This is a genomic window from uncultured Clostridium sp. (genome assembly GCF_947036855.1).
In the GTDB taxonomy this organism is placed as follows: Bacteria; Bacillota; Clostridia; order Clostridiales; family Clostridiaceae; genus Sarcina.
Window position 1 is genome coordinate 1 of record NZ_CAMQRY010000062.1, and the last position, 14,853, is coordinate 14,853.

General features: G+C 28.9%; 13 protein-coding genes. 11 read left to right on the forward strand and 2 right to left on the reverse strand.

The features are described 5' to 3' along the window. The first annotated feature begins 232 nt into the window (after positions 1-232). The 5 genes from argF to Q0V15_RS07820 all read left to right on the forward strand — a co-directional run bounded on the left by argF (position 233) and on the right by Q0V15_RS07820 (position 3,621). A complete protein-coding gene (gene argF, locus Q0V15_RS07800; RefSeq protein ID WP_297437687.1) occupies positions 233-1,222 on the forward strand; it encodes an ornithine carbamoyltransferase in 990 nt (329 codons plus the stop codon). A gap of 138 nt (positions 1,223-1,360) precedes the next feature. After that, positions 1,361-1,972, forward strand: a complete 612-nt coding sequence (locus Q0V15_RS07805) for a VanZ family protein (RefSeq protein WP_297437688.1) — start codon at positions 1,361-1,363, stop codon at positions 1,970-1,972. A gap of 34 nt (positions 1,973-2,006) precedes the next feature. Further along, positions 2,007-2,639 (forward strand): VanZ family protein, encoded by a 633-nt coding sequence (locus Q0V15_RS07810; protein WP_297437690.1) that lies wholly within the window; start codon positions 2,007-2,009, stop codon positions 2,637-2,639. 80 nt (positions 2,640-2,719) lie between these two features. Next, complete coding sequence (locus Q0V15_RS07815) at positions 2,720-3,151, forward strand: nucleoside 2-deoxyribosyltransferase (protein ID WP_297437692.1); 432 nt, start codon at positions 2,720-2,722, stop codon at positions 3,149-3,151. 206 nt (positions 3,152-3,357) lie between these two features. Next, positions 3,358-3,621 carry a hypothetical protein gene (locus tag Q0V15_RS07820; RefSeq protein ID WP_297437694.1) on the forward strand — a complete coding sequence of 88 codons (264 nt, stop codon included), beginning with the start codon at positions 3,358-3,360 and terminating at the stop codon, positions 3,619-3,621. Between the two features lie 95 nt (positions 3,622-3,716). Here Q0V15_RS07820 and Q0V15_RS07825 read toward each other — a convergent pair whose 3' ends face one another. Both Q0V15_RS07825 and Q0V15_RS07830 read right to left on the reverse strand, forming a co-directional pair. Continuing rightward, a complete protein-coding gene (locus Q0V15_RS07825) occupies positions 3,717-4,841 on the reverse strand; it encodes an HD-GYP domain-containing protein (RefSeq protein ID WP_297437696.1) in 1,125 nt (374 codons plus the stop codon). A gap of 27 nt (positions 4,842-4,868) precedes the next feature. Continuing rightward, on the reverse strand, positions 4,869-6,773 hold the full coding sequence (locus tag Q0V15_RS07830) for a glutamine synthetase (RefSeq protein WP_297437698.1): 1,905 nt from the start codon (positions 6,771-6,773) through the stop codon (positions 4,869-4,871). A gap of 236 nt (positions 6,774-7,009) precedes the next feature. Here Q0V15_RS07830 and murI point away from each other — a divergent pair, with 236 nt between their 5' ends. The 6 genes from murI to Q0V15_RS07860 all read left to right on the forward strand — a co-directional run bounded on the left by murI (position 7,010) and on the right by Q0V15_RS07860 (position 14,709). Beyond that, a complete protein-coding gene (murI, locus tag Q0V15_RS07835; protein WP_297437700.1) occupies positions 7,010-7,816 on the forward strand; it encodes a glutamate racemase in 807 nt (268 codons plus the stop codon). Positions 7,817-8,288: 472 nt separating this feature from the next. Beyond that, positions 8,289-8,555, forward strand: a complete 267-nt coding sequence (locus Q0V15_RS07840; protein WP_297437702.1) for an STAS-like domain-containing protein — start codon at positions 8,289-8,291, stop codon at positions 8,553-8,555. A 256-nt stretch (positions 8,556-8,811) separates the two neighbouring features. Beyond that, positions 8,812-9,336 (forward strand): peptidylprolyl isomerase, encoded by a 525-nt coding sequence (locus Q0V15_RS07845; protein ID WP_297437704.1) that lies wholly within the window; start codon positions 8,812-8,814, stop codon positions 9,334-9,336. 30 nt (positions 9,337-9,366) lie between these two features. Next, positions 9,367-9,756, forward strand: coding sequence for a DUF3783 domain-containing protein (locus Q0V15_RS07850; RefSeq protein WP_297437706.1), 390 nt, complete (start codon positions 9,367-9,369; stop codon positions 9,754-9,756). Further along, the gene (locus Q0V15_RS07855; protein WP_297437708.1) at positions 9,743-10,435 is read left to right on the forward strand and encodes a helix-turn-helix transcriptional regulator; all 693 of its coding nucleotides are present in this window, start codon (positions 9,743-9,745) and stop codon (positions 10,433-10,435) included. Before Q0V15_RS07850 ends, Q0V15_RS07855 begins: the two co-directional genes overlap by 14 nt. A 335-nt stretch (positions 10,436-10,770) precedes the next feature. Beyond that, positions 10,771-14,709 carry a S8 family serine peptidase gene (locus tag Q0V15_RS07860; RefSeq protein ID WP_297437710.1) on the forward strand — a complete coding sequence of 1,313 codons (3,939 nt, stop codon included), beginning with the start codon at positions 10,771-10,773 and terminating at the stop codon, positions 14,707-14,709. Positions 14,710-14,853 lie beyond the last annotated feature (144 nt).

Genomic DNA, 14,853 nt, shown 5'->3' on the forward strand with positions numbered 1-14,853 from the left:
GATGTGAATTCATGGAATTAATATAAATACTGAAAAGGGTAATCTCAATGTGAGATTATCCTTTTTACTTTAGTTAAAAATATTAAAGTGCATAAAAATTCAATTAAGTGCATAAATATAAATATAAATGCAAAAAAACTTGCATATTAATAAAAATAAATGTATAATTTAATAAAAGGAAATATTTTACAATATTTTCAAATAAGCAATAAATAAAAAGGGGTTATATAAAATGGCTGTTAATTTGAAGGGGAAAAGCTTTTTAAGTTTGATGGATTTAGAACCATTTGAGATAAGATATCTATTAGATTTATCTCATGATTTAAAAGCTAAAAAAAGAGCAGGCATCAAAGGGGATTTACTTGAGGGAAAAAATATAGTTTTATTATTTGAGAAAACTTCAACAAGAACAAGATGTTCTTTTGAAGTAGCTGCAATGGATGAAGGAGCAGGGGTAACTTTTTTATCTAATTCGCAGATGGGGAAAAAAGAAAGTATAGAGGATACAGCAAAAGTGCTTGGCAGAATGTATGATGGTATTGAATTTAGGGGATATGAACAAAGTACTGTTGAAAAACTTGCTAAATATTCAGGCGTTCCTGTTTGGAATGGTCTTACTGATATTGACCACCCAACCCAAATACTTGCAGACTTCATGACTATTGAAGAAAAACTTAAAAAGCCTTTAAATAAGGTTAAACTTGTGTTTGTTGGTGATATTAGAAATAATATGAGTTATGCACTGATGTATGGTGCAGCTAAAATGGGGATGCATTTTGTAGCACTAGGACCAAAGGAACTTGAGGTAGATAAATCAATTTTAGATAAGGTGAGTAAGGTTGCTAGTCAAACAGGTGCAAAAATTGAAATTACTCATGAAATATCAGGAACTTTAAATGCAGATGTTGTATATACTGATATTTGGTGTTCTATGGGTGAGGAAGATAAAATGGTGGAAAGATATAATCTTTTAAAGGATTATAAGATTACAAAGAAATTTATGGCTAGTACAAAAAATCCAGAGTGTCTGTTTATGCATTGTTTACCAGCCTATCATAATTTTGATACAGAGGTTGCAAGTAAAGCTAAACTTGAACTAGGTATTGATATAAGAGAAGTTGATGATGATGTTTTTAAAAGCAATAACTCTGTTGTTTTTGATGAAGCTGAAAATAGAATGCATACTATAAAAGCAGTGATTGTTGCTACAATAGGAAAGTAAATATGAAAGATGATACTTTGAGTTCTTAAGTATCATCTTTTTTTGCGTTTGTAAATTAAATTAAAAATAACTTTTATTAAATGGAAAAAAATGGTAAAATATATTTAAATATTAGTATATGTTTTTAAGGAGAAATTTATGAATGTTAGTAGAAAAAATGATAGATTTAATGATTTTTGGGTAGTTATGTTTTCTTTTATGGTGGGGTACTTAATTTACTTTTTTGTTGGACATAATATTGCGAATAATCTTGTTAAAGATAAAGATATTGCAAGTTTTATAGGCGTTTTTTTTATGTCTAGTTGTGTTGTTATAATTTATATGGTTTTAACTTTTTTATTAGAAAGAACCTTACCTATGGTTTTTAAATACATTCTTTGGGGGCATTATTATGCCTTGTTTTTTATAATTGTATTTTGTTTAAACATAGGTGAGCAAGGGTTTATTCTTAAACCATTTGATATAAAAAATTATAAAGATAGTGAATATATTTTTATGATTTTAAAAAGTGTAATACTATTTATACCAATTGGTTATCTTGTAAGGCGTGAAGTGTTTATAAAAAGTATCAGTTTTGTGGTATTATTAATTTTGACAATAGAACTGTCACAGACATCTTTTAAACTTGGAAAATTTGATGTAAATGAGATAGTATTTAGCTGTATAGGTGTTTGCATAGGATATTTTTCATTTAGAAAAAAGGTTTTTGTAAGACAAAAAAAGAGAAATAGAAATATGAGAAGAACTTAAAATTTAATATAGCAAACAAAAGAGGAGAATTTTTATGATGAGTGCAAAAGAGATATTTACAAGAATAGCTTTATTTATTGCCTCTATAATTATATCTGTTATTATTTATGAAACGATTGTAAAATGGGGAGTTTCACATTTTATACTTATAAAAATGACTGATATTAGAGGGAAGATTATAATGGAGTTCTTTAGAGTGGGATCAGTTGTTTTAATTTATGCATTAATACTTTTAGGACTTGGTATGAAGATAACAAAACCTTTTAGTGTGATACTTTGGATAGCATATCTAGGAACTGTATTTTTACTTCTTTTTGCAAGGAAAATGCAGTATACAGAGGTTAATCTTGATCCATTTAAAATACTTCATGAATTACATGGGATGAGAAATAAAATTTATTTTGTTGGAAACATAGTATTCTTTATACCATTTGGATATTTATTTAGAAAGCTTAATTTCTTTATAATGATATTTGTTTCATTATGTATGGAGTTTACTATTGAAGTAGGACAACATATAACTAGACGAGGAGTTTGTGATATCTGTGATGTTATGGTTAATATGACAGGGATTCTAATCGGATATATAGCTTATCATATTATAAAATTTATGATGAAAAAGAAGAAGCGAGAAGAAAGAGTAGGAAGAAGAAGACATGAAGTTTAATATTTGTAATTAGTAGATAAGCCATATATAATACTAGAGGCGAAAATAATATATAGATTATAAATAGGAGTGTGCAAAAGATGAAAGTTTATTTAGCATCACCATTTTTCAATGAAATAGAAATTGAAAGAATGGAAAGCGTTAAGAAGGTTTTAAGAGAAGAAAAGGGATTTGAGGTATTTGCACCTTTTGAACACCAAAACAAGCATTTAGAGTTTGGAAAAAAAGAGTGGAGAGATGTTACATATGCTGGAGATATTGATGGTATAGTTGGGGCTGATATAATAGTTGCAATCATATCAAATGGTAATTACTCAGATAGTGGAACAGCTTGGGAGTGTGGTTATGGACATGCTTTAAAGAAACCAATAGTTATAGTTAATTTATCAGATAAGGCAGTTAACTTAATGATAAGTGATAGTCTTAGAGCTTACATAGGTTCACTTGATGAACTTAGAGCATATGACTTTGAAAATATGCCATCTAAAAGATATGAAGAGTATGTGTGGTAATTTGTAAAAAAATGTTGTGTCTAAAGTACTGAGGTGCTTTAGGCACTTTTTATTTTGTAGAAAAATAGAAGAATAAAACAAAATTTGTTGACACTAGAACGTATGTTCGATATAGTGTAATAAGAAGATTATTTAATAAAGTTGGTATAAACTTGTAGGTTACATAATATATATAGGTATAGAAGTTTTACAAGGAGGATTTTGTTGTGAGAACAAATTATATTTTAAAGATTAATTATAGAATTGATGAGGAAATGAAAAAATTTAGAGAAGAGCATAAGGAAGAGTATCTAAAATTAGACTCATCAAAGTATCTTTTATGGGCTGGAACATATAAAAAAAGATGTGGTTCTCTTATTGTTGAGGCTAATACGTATGAAGATGCAAAAAAATTATCTTTAAATAATCCTTTTATGGGAAGTAAATATTATTCTTGTGAAATTTTAGATAGAAATACTTTATATGCTTAGTAACTGAATAATTGTTTTAATTTGCTAGTATCAAAATTTAAATAAAAGTTAATTATGAAAAATGCTACACATATTGCAGTGTAGCATTTTTTCTATTAATTAATTTCATATAAAATTTCTTTTATAACTAAAGATAACTTTTCAGATAAATCGATAGTTGAATTGATAAGAGTAGCATTTGAACTCTTTATAACTTTAAGTTCTGGTCTTAAAGGATAAAGAGGATGTGTTTTCTTAACAACACAACTTGAACCATCACTTAGTTTTACAAGCGTTCCAATAGGATATGGAACCATGATTCTTGAGAAGATTTGTGTAAGTCTAAAATCAAACATAGTATTTGATTTAGATAAAATAAATTCAAATGCATCATTAGGACACATAGCTCTTTTATAAGGTCTATCTGATGTTAATGCATCATAGACATCTGCAATTGAAACAATCTTAGCAAGCAAGTGAATATCATCATTTACAAGTGCATTAGGATAACCAGTTCCATCAATTCGTTCATGATGTTGAAGAACTACCATTTTACAACGAGTTTTAAGATTTGGCATATTTTTTATATATTCATATCCAAGTCTTGGATGAGTTTTAATTATAGCAAACTCACCATCTGTAAGGGTATCTGGTTTTTGAATAATTGCTTTTCCAACAAAAATCTTTCCTATATCATGTAGTAAAGCTCCGATACAAAGGTCTATTAATTTATCTTTAGGAAGTGCTATTCCAATTCCAAGTACAACTGATAATGTAGCTACATTTACAGAATGTTGGTAGGTATAGTTATCCATATTTTTAATATCAACAAGACCAACAGAAATATCTTTCGTAGATAAGATATTTTTACATATGTCTTCTGATAAATCTCTAAGTGAGTCTAGGTAATCATCTTTCTTTTTAAGAGCAGAGAGAGTTTTTTTACTTCCTAGTGAGGAAAATTCAATACCAGCAAGTTTAATACTCTCAGAGTTTTCAAAAATATCTTTTACAAGTTTTATAGATTTTTGTCTAAGCTCAGGTGAAATTACATCAATAATTTCTTTATCACTATATTCATCATGTACATATAGTGAGTATATTTGTAGGTCTTTGATTTTTTTCAATATAGATTCAGTAATTGTTGCTCCATCTTTAAGAAGCACCCTACTATTATTATCGTATAAAGTTCTAGCTAAAATTGAATCAGCTTTTATACATTCAATCGGAATAAGTCTCATCTAATAGGCACCTCATATTTTATATATTTAAATATCTAAAAGATTTCTCTTGTAAGTACTATAAGCATTTCTAAGCGCTTTCATATCAGTTTGAAGTTCAAGTTGAAGTTCTGATAAAAGTTCAAGATTATTTTCTTCAATAGCTTTAACAAGCTTAGAAAATAAACTTTTTTTACTATGAGTATCTTTCATTATTTTTAGTCTTAATTCATGTACAACTTCCCAATTAGACATATCAAGGTCTAATGCCTTTTCAAGAGTGTGTATTTGCTTGAATCCTCTTATATGTCTAGCATACTTTGGTATAGTTCTATATGGTATTTCAGTAGTCCATCTTTTAAGGACAGATGTTTTAAAACTATTTATTAATTTATCGTCTAATACATCCCCAACCTTTAGTATATTTAATTTATCATTACTCGAATCTAAGATTTTAGTAACTTCATATACTGTTGCAGGTGCAATTCCAAAAATACTATCACGCTCTTGTGCTGTAAAGAATTCATAAATATCTTCTTCACTTCTGTATTCTCTATCTTTTTCAAGATATAAAGCATCATCACCAGCTTTTTTTGAAATTTCACTTAAAAGAATATCTTTAGTGATTTCTTTTTGTGTTGCAAATTTTATACCATCATACATTGCAAGATAACTTACAGCAATACAAAGGTATGTATTTGTGAATGGATTAGGTGATCTAAGTTCAAATCTTGTAGCAAGTGGACTAGCAAAATCTCTTATAAGACCTATAAGAATAGTTCTGTTTCTTGATGGAACATCAGGGCTTTTACCAAGTGATGTTACTATACAAACAGGAGCTTCAAATCCAGGACTAAGTCTTTTAAGTGAGTCAGTTGTTGAAGAAATAAATGGATTCATCACTTCATAATTTTTAAGCATTCCCATAAGAGCACCATATCCAATTTTACTTAGATAATGATTTTTATCATCTGTATTAAATAGATTTATAATTTTTCCGCTTTTAAGTTTCATAGCTATTCCAAGGTGAGTATGTTCACCACTACCAGCAACTCCATTAATTGGTTTTGCAAGGAATGTAACTTCAAGACCATGTTCTCTAAAAGTTTCCTTTATAAGAGTTCTTATAAATAGTTCATTATCAGCAGCTTGAAGTGCATTAGAATATTTCCAATCTATTTCAAGTTGTTCCATGATATGATCAAATTGACCATCAGAAGTTAGAGTTGCCTTAACTCCACCAACCTCTTTATGTCCCATTTCAGGTTCAAAACCATATAAGTCCATAAGAATTAAAGATTCTTCCATAGCAGTTCTTACAGCACCTTTTGTTCTAGTCCAATACTGTTCTTGTAAAACTTCAGAAGTTGTAAGTTCTTCAACATGAGCTTTATCATTTGGAGTTTTAACCCAAAATTCAAGTTCAGTTGCAGATGTTAGAAGTATTTTATCAATATCATCTTTACTTATTTTATATTCATCTAATAAATCATCATTATTTTTTATAGTATCAAGTAGGCTTGTTTCTAAAAATTCAATTGAGTTCTTTAAAATTCTTCTTGAGTCAACTGCTTTTCCATCATGTATAAGGAAGCATGGAATTCTAATTGTACCAATTGGCTTGCTTGACACAGGATCAATTAAGTCATAGTTGTAATCTATAAACCAATTAATATTTAGATCAGCAACCATATCTACTTTACCATTATCTAGTGTTGCAATTCCAGGAAGTACAACAGAAGAACCATCAGTTTGGACTGCTATTCCATTAAGGAAATCATCAATTGATTCAAGGAAAATTTTAACGGGTATTTTTTCATCAGTATCATTTCCAGCAAGATCTACTCCAACAAGTGAAACGAACTTAATTTCAGAGTGATTATTAAATAGAGCTATTAGATCAGCTTGAGTATGAGTTTCTTTCAGTAGTATATAAATTAAATCTGTTCTCATAAATTTTTAGATAGTGCTATAATATAGTAATAAGAAAATATTAGGCAATATCTAAGGTCACATCCTTTCAGTTTTTAATTTACGAATAATAAATTACATTAAATAACAAAAATTCGCATTTTAAAAAATTTTATCATAGTTAAATAATCTAGTCAATTAGTTAAATGTTTACATTGGTATTAATTAGAAAAAATAATAGATATAGTTTATATAGTAAGGTTAAGGAGCAAATGAAAATGAAGAATGAGAATTTAAACATAAATAGTCCTATTGGTTTTTTTGATTCTGGCGTTGGTGGTATAAGTGTTTTAAAAAAAGCTTTAGAAATTATGCCAAATGAGGATTATATATATTATGGTGATTCAAAAAATGCACCTTATGGAACAAAAAGTGTTGAAGAAATAAGAAAGCTTTCATATGATGTTGTTGATTTTCTTTTAGAAAAAGGTGTAAAGGGAATAGTAGTAGCTTGTAATACAGCAACATCAGCAGTAGTTGCAGAGCTTAGAAAAAAATATATTGATTTTCCGATTGTTGGAATTGAGCCAGCAGTAAAACCAGCAGTTAACTCTCAAAGAAAAGGAAAAATAGTTGTAATGGCAACACCTATGACTATTGCACAGGAAAAATTCCACCTTCTTTTAGATAGATTATCTGGGGAAAGACTTAGTGATGTGATTCCACTTCCATGTCCAGGACTTGTTGAATTTATTGAAAGTGGTAGATTTGCAGGGGAAGAAGTGGAAATGTTTTTAAGAGAGAAGTTTGAAATTCTTAAAAATGAAAAAATTGCTACGGTAGTTTTAGGATGTACTCATTATCCATTTGTAAAAAATATAATAGCTAAAATTCTTGGAGATGATATTGATATTATAGATGGTAGTATAGGTACATCTAAAGAAATTAAACGAAGACTTGAAATTAATGGAGTTTTAAAGTTTGATAATAATAAAAAAGGTATTATTAAAGTTTATAATTCTTCAAATAATGAAAAAATAATAGATTTAAGTTATAAACTTATAAATATGAAAGAAATGTCTTGAGTGAAAGGCATTTTTTTTATTGCTAAAAAATGATGTAAAAGATTACTCTCAAAAATATTTTGATAAACTATTAACAAAATATAAATAAATTAGAAATATTATCAAAAACTTTGTTAAATTATTGACGAAGTAATAATTAATTGCTATGATGATATCAATAAGAATGAATTTTCAGAAAATTATAATAAATACAAAATTGTAGGGCTTTTAATAGTTCTTAGAATTATAGACAAATAGGTATAAAAGTACCTAAACATACTTTTAAATCGAGAAAGTGTGTAATAGCCCTAGCCAAATGAATAACAAAATAAAGAAAGGGGAAAGCTACTTATATACGGATGGCTAGTTCGGATTTAAAGACTGTGGAGTTCTATATCAAATCAGAGTAGTATATACGAAATGAGGGACTGAGAAACAGTAATTTTCTTGATATAGACACTTTTGTCTATATTTTAAGTAGCAGGAAAGTAATATGAAAATTAAAGTAAAAGAGTTTTTAGGAACTAAGTTAAAGAATGAGGATGCAATAGTTTTAAGAAGTATGATAGGTGGGGATTTAAGCAAGAAAATAGAGCTTGACTTCTATGGTATAGAAAAAGTTTCAACAACATTTTTAACTTGCTTATTTAATGACCTAATCAATAAAAAGGGAAGAGAATTTATTATTGATAAAATAAATGTTAAAAATTTATCAAATAAAAGTGATTATTCTAGAGTTGTAAGGGGAACAACTTTTTAATAGCTGAGTATAAATATTTAAATATTATGGGTTATTTTAGATATTAAAAAATGGTTTAAGGGTTAGAATTTTATAGGGTTTAATATAGAAAGTTATTAAAGTGGGGGCTTTAATAGCTTTTATTTTTGTTTTTAAATTAGAAAAAATTGAATTAGAATTAACAATATTAACAAAATAATATATAATAAGTTTAATACACATACTAATAACAAATAAAATATTTGATTATTAGTGCATTTGAAAGGAGAATTTTAATATGAACCCAATAGTTACTATAAAAATGGCCTCAGGAGAAATCATGAAAGCAGAATTATACCCAGAGGTGGCACCTAATACAGTTGCTAACTTTGTAAGTTTAGTTAAACAAGGATTTTATGATGGATTAACATTCCACAGAGTAATTCCAGGATTTATGATTCAAGGAGGATGCCCAGACGGAAATGGAATGGGTAACCCAGGATATCAAATAGCTGGTGAGTTTAGAGGAAATGGATTTAAAGAAAACAATTTAAAACATACACCAGGAGTTTTATCAATGGCTAGATCATTCGCTAGAGATTCAGCAGGAAGTCAGTTCTTCTTAATGACAGAAGCAGCACCACACCTTGATGGAGATTATGCTGGATTTGGAAAAATCATAGAAGGTCTTGATATTGCTAAAAAAATCGTTTCAGTTCCAAGAAATAGAGAAGATAGACCAAATGAAGCACAAGTTATGGTTTTAGTTACAGTTGAAAATGCTGATAATATTCCAGAACCAAAAACTATGGGAAGCAGATAATTTAAAGAACTTAATACGGAGGGCAAATTAGTGTTAGAAAATAAAAAATGTATATTAGCTTATGGCTTAGATGTAGTTGAACTTATGAAGCTTCAACAAGCAAAAGTTAAAATAATTAGAGTTACTGAAGATATGGGTAAGGTTTTAGTTAAAGATATTTTAGCTGGATCTACTGATAAAATAGCTTCAGATAAATTGCCAAAGAATGAGAAGTTTGTTATTTTTAATAATCTTTCAAATATGCAGATGGAACTTGCTATGGCACTTACTACAAGAATTCTTAAGAAGAAACCAGTACTTGCGACTGTTACAGAAACTTCTCTTGATTGGGAGTTTGAATATTTAATAGAGCATTTATTAGAAGAGAGAGAATGGCATAAAACAAATAAAGGAAGTGCTATGAGACATGAACAAGAATAGAGTAGGGGAGCAGATTTTAAAGGCTAGAACTTCTAAAGGAATGACTCAAAAAGCTCTTGGTAAAAAAATTGGAGTTAATGAGAAGTTTATCAACGATGTTGAGCTTGGAAGAAAGATTATAAATGAAGCTATCATTGCTAAGATTGGAAAGGCTATTGGAGTTGATTTACATGATGCAAGTTTACTTATATCAGATGAAGAACTTTCAAAAGAACCAGTTAAAGATACTATGGTTCAAAGTAGTCCTAAATCAAAAAAGAAAGATGAAGAAGTGAATGAACTTTGGAGTCAGGCTTTTGGTTCTAATCTTAAAAATGTTCCAATTTTCAATTATGATTTAAATACGGTTTTAGGTCAAAAGCAATTACCTATGAGCTCAAATAAAATTGATGGTCATACTTCAGATAAAGTTTTCTATGTTAAAGTAGATGATAATGAAATGGCTGGTTTTAGAATTCAAAAGGGTGATATTGCTTTAGGATATAAAACTACTGAGGCAACTAATAATAGTATAGCTTTAGTTGAGCATAAGGGAAAAAGAAAAATTAGACAAATTAAGAAACTTGATAGTGTTAAAGTACTTTTAGTTAGTAATGGTGGAAGTGTTATGACTGAAACTGCTACGATTAAAGAGCTCAAAGTTCTTGTTAGACTATATAGAGTTGAGTTTGATATATAAAAAAATATAAAGATAGGGTGATACCATTGGGTATTGCCTTATTTTACGTTGAAATATAGTAATAAATTATAAAAAAGTTATCCACAGGTAAAAAAATAAAGTTATCCTGTGGATAACTTTTTGTATTTTATCTTGTTGATAAAATATAACTTCTGAAAGTGGGTATAAGATTGGGTCAAATAAATCCACTAAGTTATTTATGTATAAGTAGCATCTAGAAAATATCTAAAATCAAGCTTCTTAAGACTTATATAATTTAACACAATAGGTACAAAATTTCAATAACAAAAATAACAGTAGTTGAATATTATAATTATAAGAAATAGTTTTTTGAGGTGAGTTACATAGATAATGATTTTGATTTAAGAGGTTTTATAAGTGGAGTTCCAAAAGAGCTTATTGAAGATACTAAAAATTATATATCAAAGCTTGAGGGTACAGATGATATTATTGAGTTTATTATTTTATTTGGAAATAATGCAGAGATAACTAAAAAATCCTGTGAAGATATAGGTGCAAGTTTTGAAGATTTAGGATTTGGTTTTGGAATTATTAGTATTGATTCAGATGATTTTGAGAAGTTATCACAGCTTAGAGGTGTTCAATATATTGAGTTTCCTAAAGTTTTTACAACTAATGATATAGAAAGTAATACTTCAAGTTGCATTCCACCTGTTTGGAATAATTATGGATTAACAGGTAAAGGTACTTTGATTGGATTCATTGATACAGGTATAGATTATACACATCCTGCTTTTATTAATGAGAATGGGAAGAGTAGAATTAAGTATATTTATGATTTATTTAATGGAGATATTTATAATGAAAATCAGATAAATGAGGCGCTTTTAAATATAAAACAAGAAAGTATAGTTCCGACAAATGATTATATTGGTCATGGAACAGCAGTAGCATCAGTTGCAGCTGGTGGTGGGAAGATTGAAAAGTCTAATTATGGAGTTGCATTTGAGGCTTCAATTATTATGGTGAAAATTACAGGTGATGATGTTTTAAAGTCTACTCTTAGTACGCAAGTTATGAGAGGATTAAAGTTTTTGATTGATAAAAGTAATGAGCTTCTTATGCCACTTACAGTGAATATAAGTCTTAGCAGTAATGATGGTGCACATAATGGGAGGAGTCTTATTGAAAAATATATTTTTGAATATGCTCAAATTCAGCGAGTGGCAGTTGTAGTAGCAGCTGGAAATGAAGGCTCTGCAGGGCATCATTATAGTACAAAACTTAAGGATAAAAAAGATGTATTTTTAAATATAGGAAATAATGAGAGAAATATAAATATTCAAGTTTATAGAAAAATACTTTTAGATATAAATTTTCAAATAATATCTCCAACAGGGAATAGAACTGGTATTTTAATTGGAGAAAAGGGGATACAGAGAGAGGATATTGGAAGTCAAAAACTTACTATTTATAATAGTGGTCCTAAACCTTTTGATAAAACAGGCGAGATAAGTATCAATATAAGGTCAAAGGAAAAAGATGAATTTATAGAAAGTGGACAATGGGTTATAAGAATTATTAATACTAGTGGGTATAAAGATACAATTGATATGTGGTTACCTATTTCAGCAGCACTTGGAAAAGATACAAAATTTTTATCACCGGATCCTTTTAATACACTTGGTATTCCGGCAACAGTTAGTTCGGTTATATCAGTTGGTAGTTATAATTTTAGTGCTAATAATTATTCGTATTTTTCAGGTAGGGGAGTTAGACGAGTTGAACATGAAGTTAAACCAGATATTTTAGCACCTGGAGAAAATATAAATGCTGCTATTTCGGATGGTGGATTTGGACCTGAAACTGGAACATCTGTTGCATCTCCTCAGGTAGCTGGAGCTTGTTCTTTAATATTAGAGTGGGGGATTGTTCAAAATAATGATTCTTATTTATTTGGTGAAAAGCTTAAGTATTATTTAATTAAGGGTGCTAGAAGAAGGAGAAAAACAACAATTTATCCTAGTAGAACTTATGGGTATGGATACTTATGTTTATCAGATACTATGAATATTTTGGTTCCTTATGATAAAGAAAATAAGGAGAAAGTTAAAAGTATAGCAAAACCAATAAAAAAAGTAGAAATTAAAAAAAATGAAAATAAGGTTGAAAAGCTTAATAAAGAGGTTAAATTTGATGAAATAGCATCTTTAAAAACTAATTTAGATAAAGAAGATATTGAAAGTGAAAATGGGCAGGAAGTTGAAAAGGTAGATGTGAAAATTGAGAGTAAAGAGGGTGAAGTTTTGGGGAAGAAGAAAAAAAAATCTGAAAAAAGTAAAGATGTAGAGAAGTTCAAAGAAGATAATGAAGTGAAAAAAGAAGCAGAGAAAGAAAATAAGAAAGAAAAAAAGTTTGAGGATAAGAAAGAAAATAAGAAAAAAGATGAAAATAAAATACATTGTAGTAAATTAAAAGAATCAACAAGTAAATTATATTATTTAGATGATGGGTATATTGATTTTTTAGTTCAGTATGAAGGGAATATTATTAAAGCTATTGAAGAGATAAATGATATAGCATCTGCTTTTACGTTAGATGAAAGCTATGCAATTATTTCTGCACTAGAAAGTAAAGTTAATGAAATTACGAGTATTAAAGAAATAGTTTATATAGATAGTGGTGGAGTTTATACACTTGAGGCTACAAGTCCATCAGAAGCTTCACAAGCATTACCTTTTCATTATAATCCATATTTAAATTTAACTGGTGAGGGAACTATTGTTGGAATTGTTGATTCTGGTATAGATTTTTTTAATAAAGATTTTATAAAAGCAGATGGTACTAGTAATATTATGAGGATTTGGGATCAGAGTATTCAAGAAGATGAGGAAAATGATAATGTTCTTTTTGGAGTTGAATATACTAATGAAGATATAAACAATGCGTTAGTAAAAGGTAGAGGAGAAGGAAGTGAAATTGTAAAAAGTATTGATAATAATGGACATGGTACAGCAGTTGCAGGACTTATAGCAGGGCGAGGAAATAATGAATCTGTTACTGGAATTGCTAAAAATACAGAGATAGCAATGGTTAAATTAAAAGTTGCAGGGGAAAAATTTAAAAAGCTTTATGCTAGTGAGGGAAGAACAGAATATCAATATAGAAATACAGATATTTTACTTGGAATTAGATATTTATTTAATTTGTCTAAGGAAACAAATAAGCCGATAGTTATATATATTCCTCTTGGAACAACAGTTGGAGGGCATGATGGAAGTTGTGTAATTGAAAGATATATTGATGATTTATCTGATTCTAGTGGAGTACTTTTTGTAAATTCAACTGGTAATGAGGGAACTGGGGATAATCATACTTCAGGGAGAATTGAAAAAAAGGGTGATAGGCATAAGATTGAACTTGAAGTTGGTGAAAATCAGACATCTATTTTTATGATTATATACGCAAAGGCTCCAGATAGAATGGGACTTTCTATTGTTTCACCATCAGGAGATTCTATTGATAACATTAGCCCAAAGCAAAAGCATGGAGTTGATATAAATTTTGTTTATGAGGGAACTACAATGAATGTGATGTTTGTTGAACCATCTGAACTTACAGGAGATGAAGTTATTATTGTAAGGGCTGAAAATCTGAAGCCTGGAGTTTGGACATTTATACTGATTGGAGAATATATAGTACATGGAACTTATAATTCATGGCTTCTACAAAGAGAACTTTTAGATGAAAATACTAAATTTTTAACTCCAACACCAGATATGAGTGTTACAATTCCAGCTACATCATATAGCATAATTTCTGTGGCTAGTTATAATCAAAATAATAATGCAACTGTTTCAAGTTCAGGAAGAGGACTTACTAGAGATGGAAGACAATGCCCACTTATTTCAGCTGGTGGAATTGATGCAATAGTTACTGCGCCGAATGATGGGAAGCGAATGGTTTCAGGTGGAAGTGTAGCAAGTGCAGTTATAGCAGGATGTTGCTTACAACTTTTAGAGTGGGGAATAGTTAAGAAAAATGATAGGGCTATTTATGCAACTAAAGTTCAAACTTACCTTATGAGAGGAACAAATCAAAGAAGTGGTTATGAATATCCAAATTCTCAAGTTGGATATGGAACAATAGATATGAAAACTCTTTTTGAAAATATGAGAGGCTCTGCACTTGGAAGTCCTAAAGAATTTTCAGATGCAAAATTTACAACTAGAGGAAAAGCAGATAAGTCTGAAGATTTTGATTATAAAGGTTTATATTTTAGACTACCAAGCAAGGAGGAAACCAATAGTTAATAAATATATAGATAAATGTGTTTAAATATGTTGATATATACTCAAAGGAGTTGGTTAACATAAACACTAATAATATAAAACCTAGTGAGTTTGCAGAACTTTTAAACGTATCTGTTAAAACATTACAACGTTGGGACAGAGATA

Excerpts from the sequence above, each read along its gene's own strand:
- Q0V15_RS07855 (WP_297437708.1), top strand. The coding sequence starts at position 9,743 with ATGAACAAGAATAGAGTAGGGGAGCAGATTTTAAAGGCTAGAACTTCT.
- Q0V15_RS07840 (WP_297437702.1), top strand. The coding sequence starts at position 8,289 with ATGAAAATTAAAGTAAAAGAGTTTTTAGGAACTAAGTTAAAGAATGAG.
- murI (WP_297437700.1), top strand. The coding sequence starts at position 7,010 with ATGAAGAATGAGAATTTAAACATAAATAGTCCTATTGGTTTTTTTGAT.
- argF (WP_297437687.1), top strand. The coding sequence starts at position 233 with ATGGCTGTTAATTTGAAGGGGAAAAGCTTTTTAAGTTTGATGGATTTA.
- Q0V15_RS07815 (WP_297437692.1), top strand. The coding sequence starts at position 2,720 with ATGAAAGTTTATTTAGCATCACCATTTTTCAATGAAATAGAAATTGAA.
- Q0V15_RS07805 (WP_297437688.1), top strand. The coding sequence starts at position 1,361 with ATGAATGTTAGTAGAAAAAATGATAGATTTAATGATTTTTGGGTAGTT.
- Q0V15_RS07830 (WP_297437698.1), bottom strand. The coding sequence starts at position 6,773 with ATGAGAACAGATTTAATTTATATACTACTGAAAGAAACTCATACTCAA.
- Q0V15_RS07810 (WP_297437690.1), top strand. The coding sequence starts at position 2,007 with ATGATGAGTGCAAAAGAGATATTTACAAGAATAGCTTTATTTATTGCC.
- Q0V15_RS07825 (WP_297437696.1), bottom strand. The coding sequence starts at position 4,841 with ATGAGACTTATTCCGATTGAATGTATAAAAGCTGATTCAATTTTAGCT.
- Q0V15_RS07845 (WP_297437704.1), top strand. The coding sequence starts at position 8,812 with ATGAACCCAATAGTTACTATAAAAATGGCCTCAGGAGAAATCATGAAA.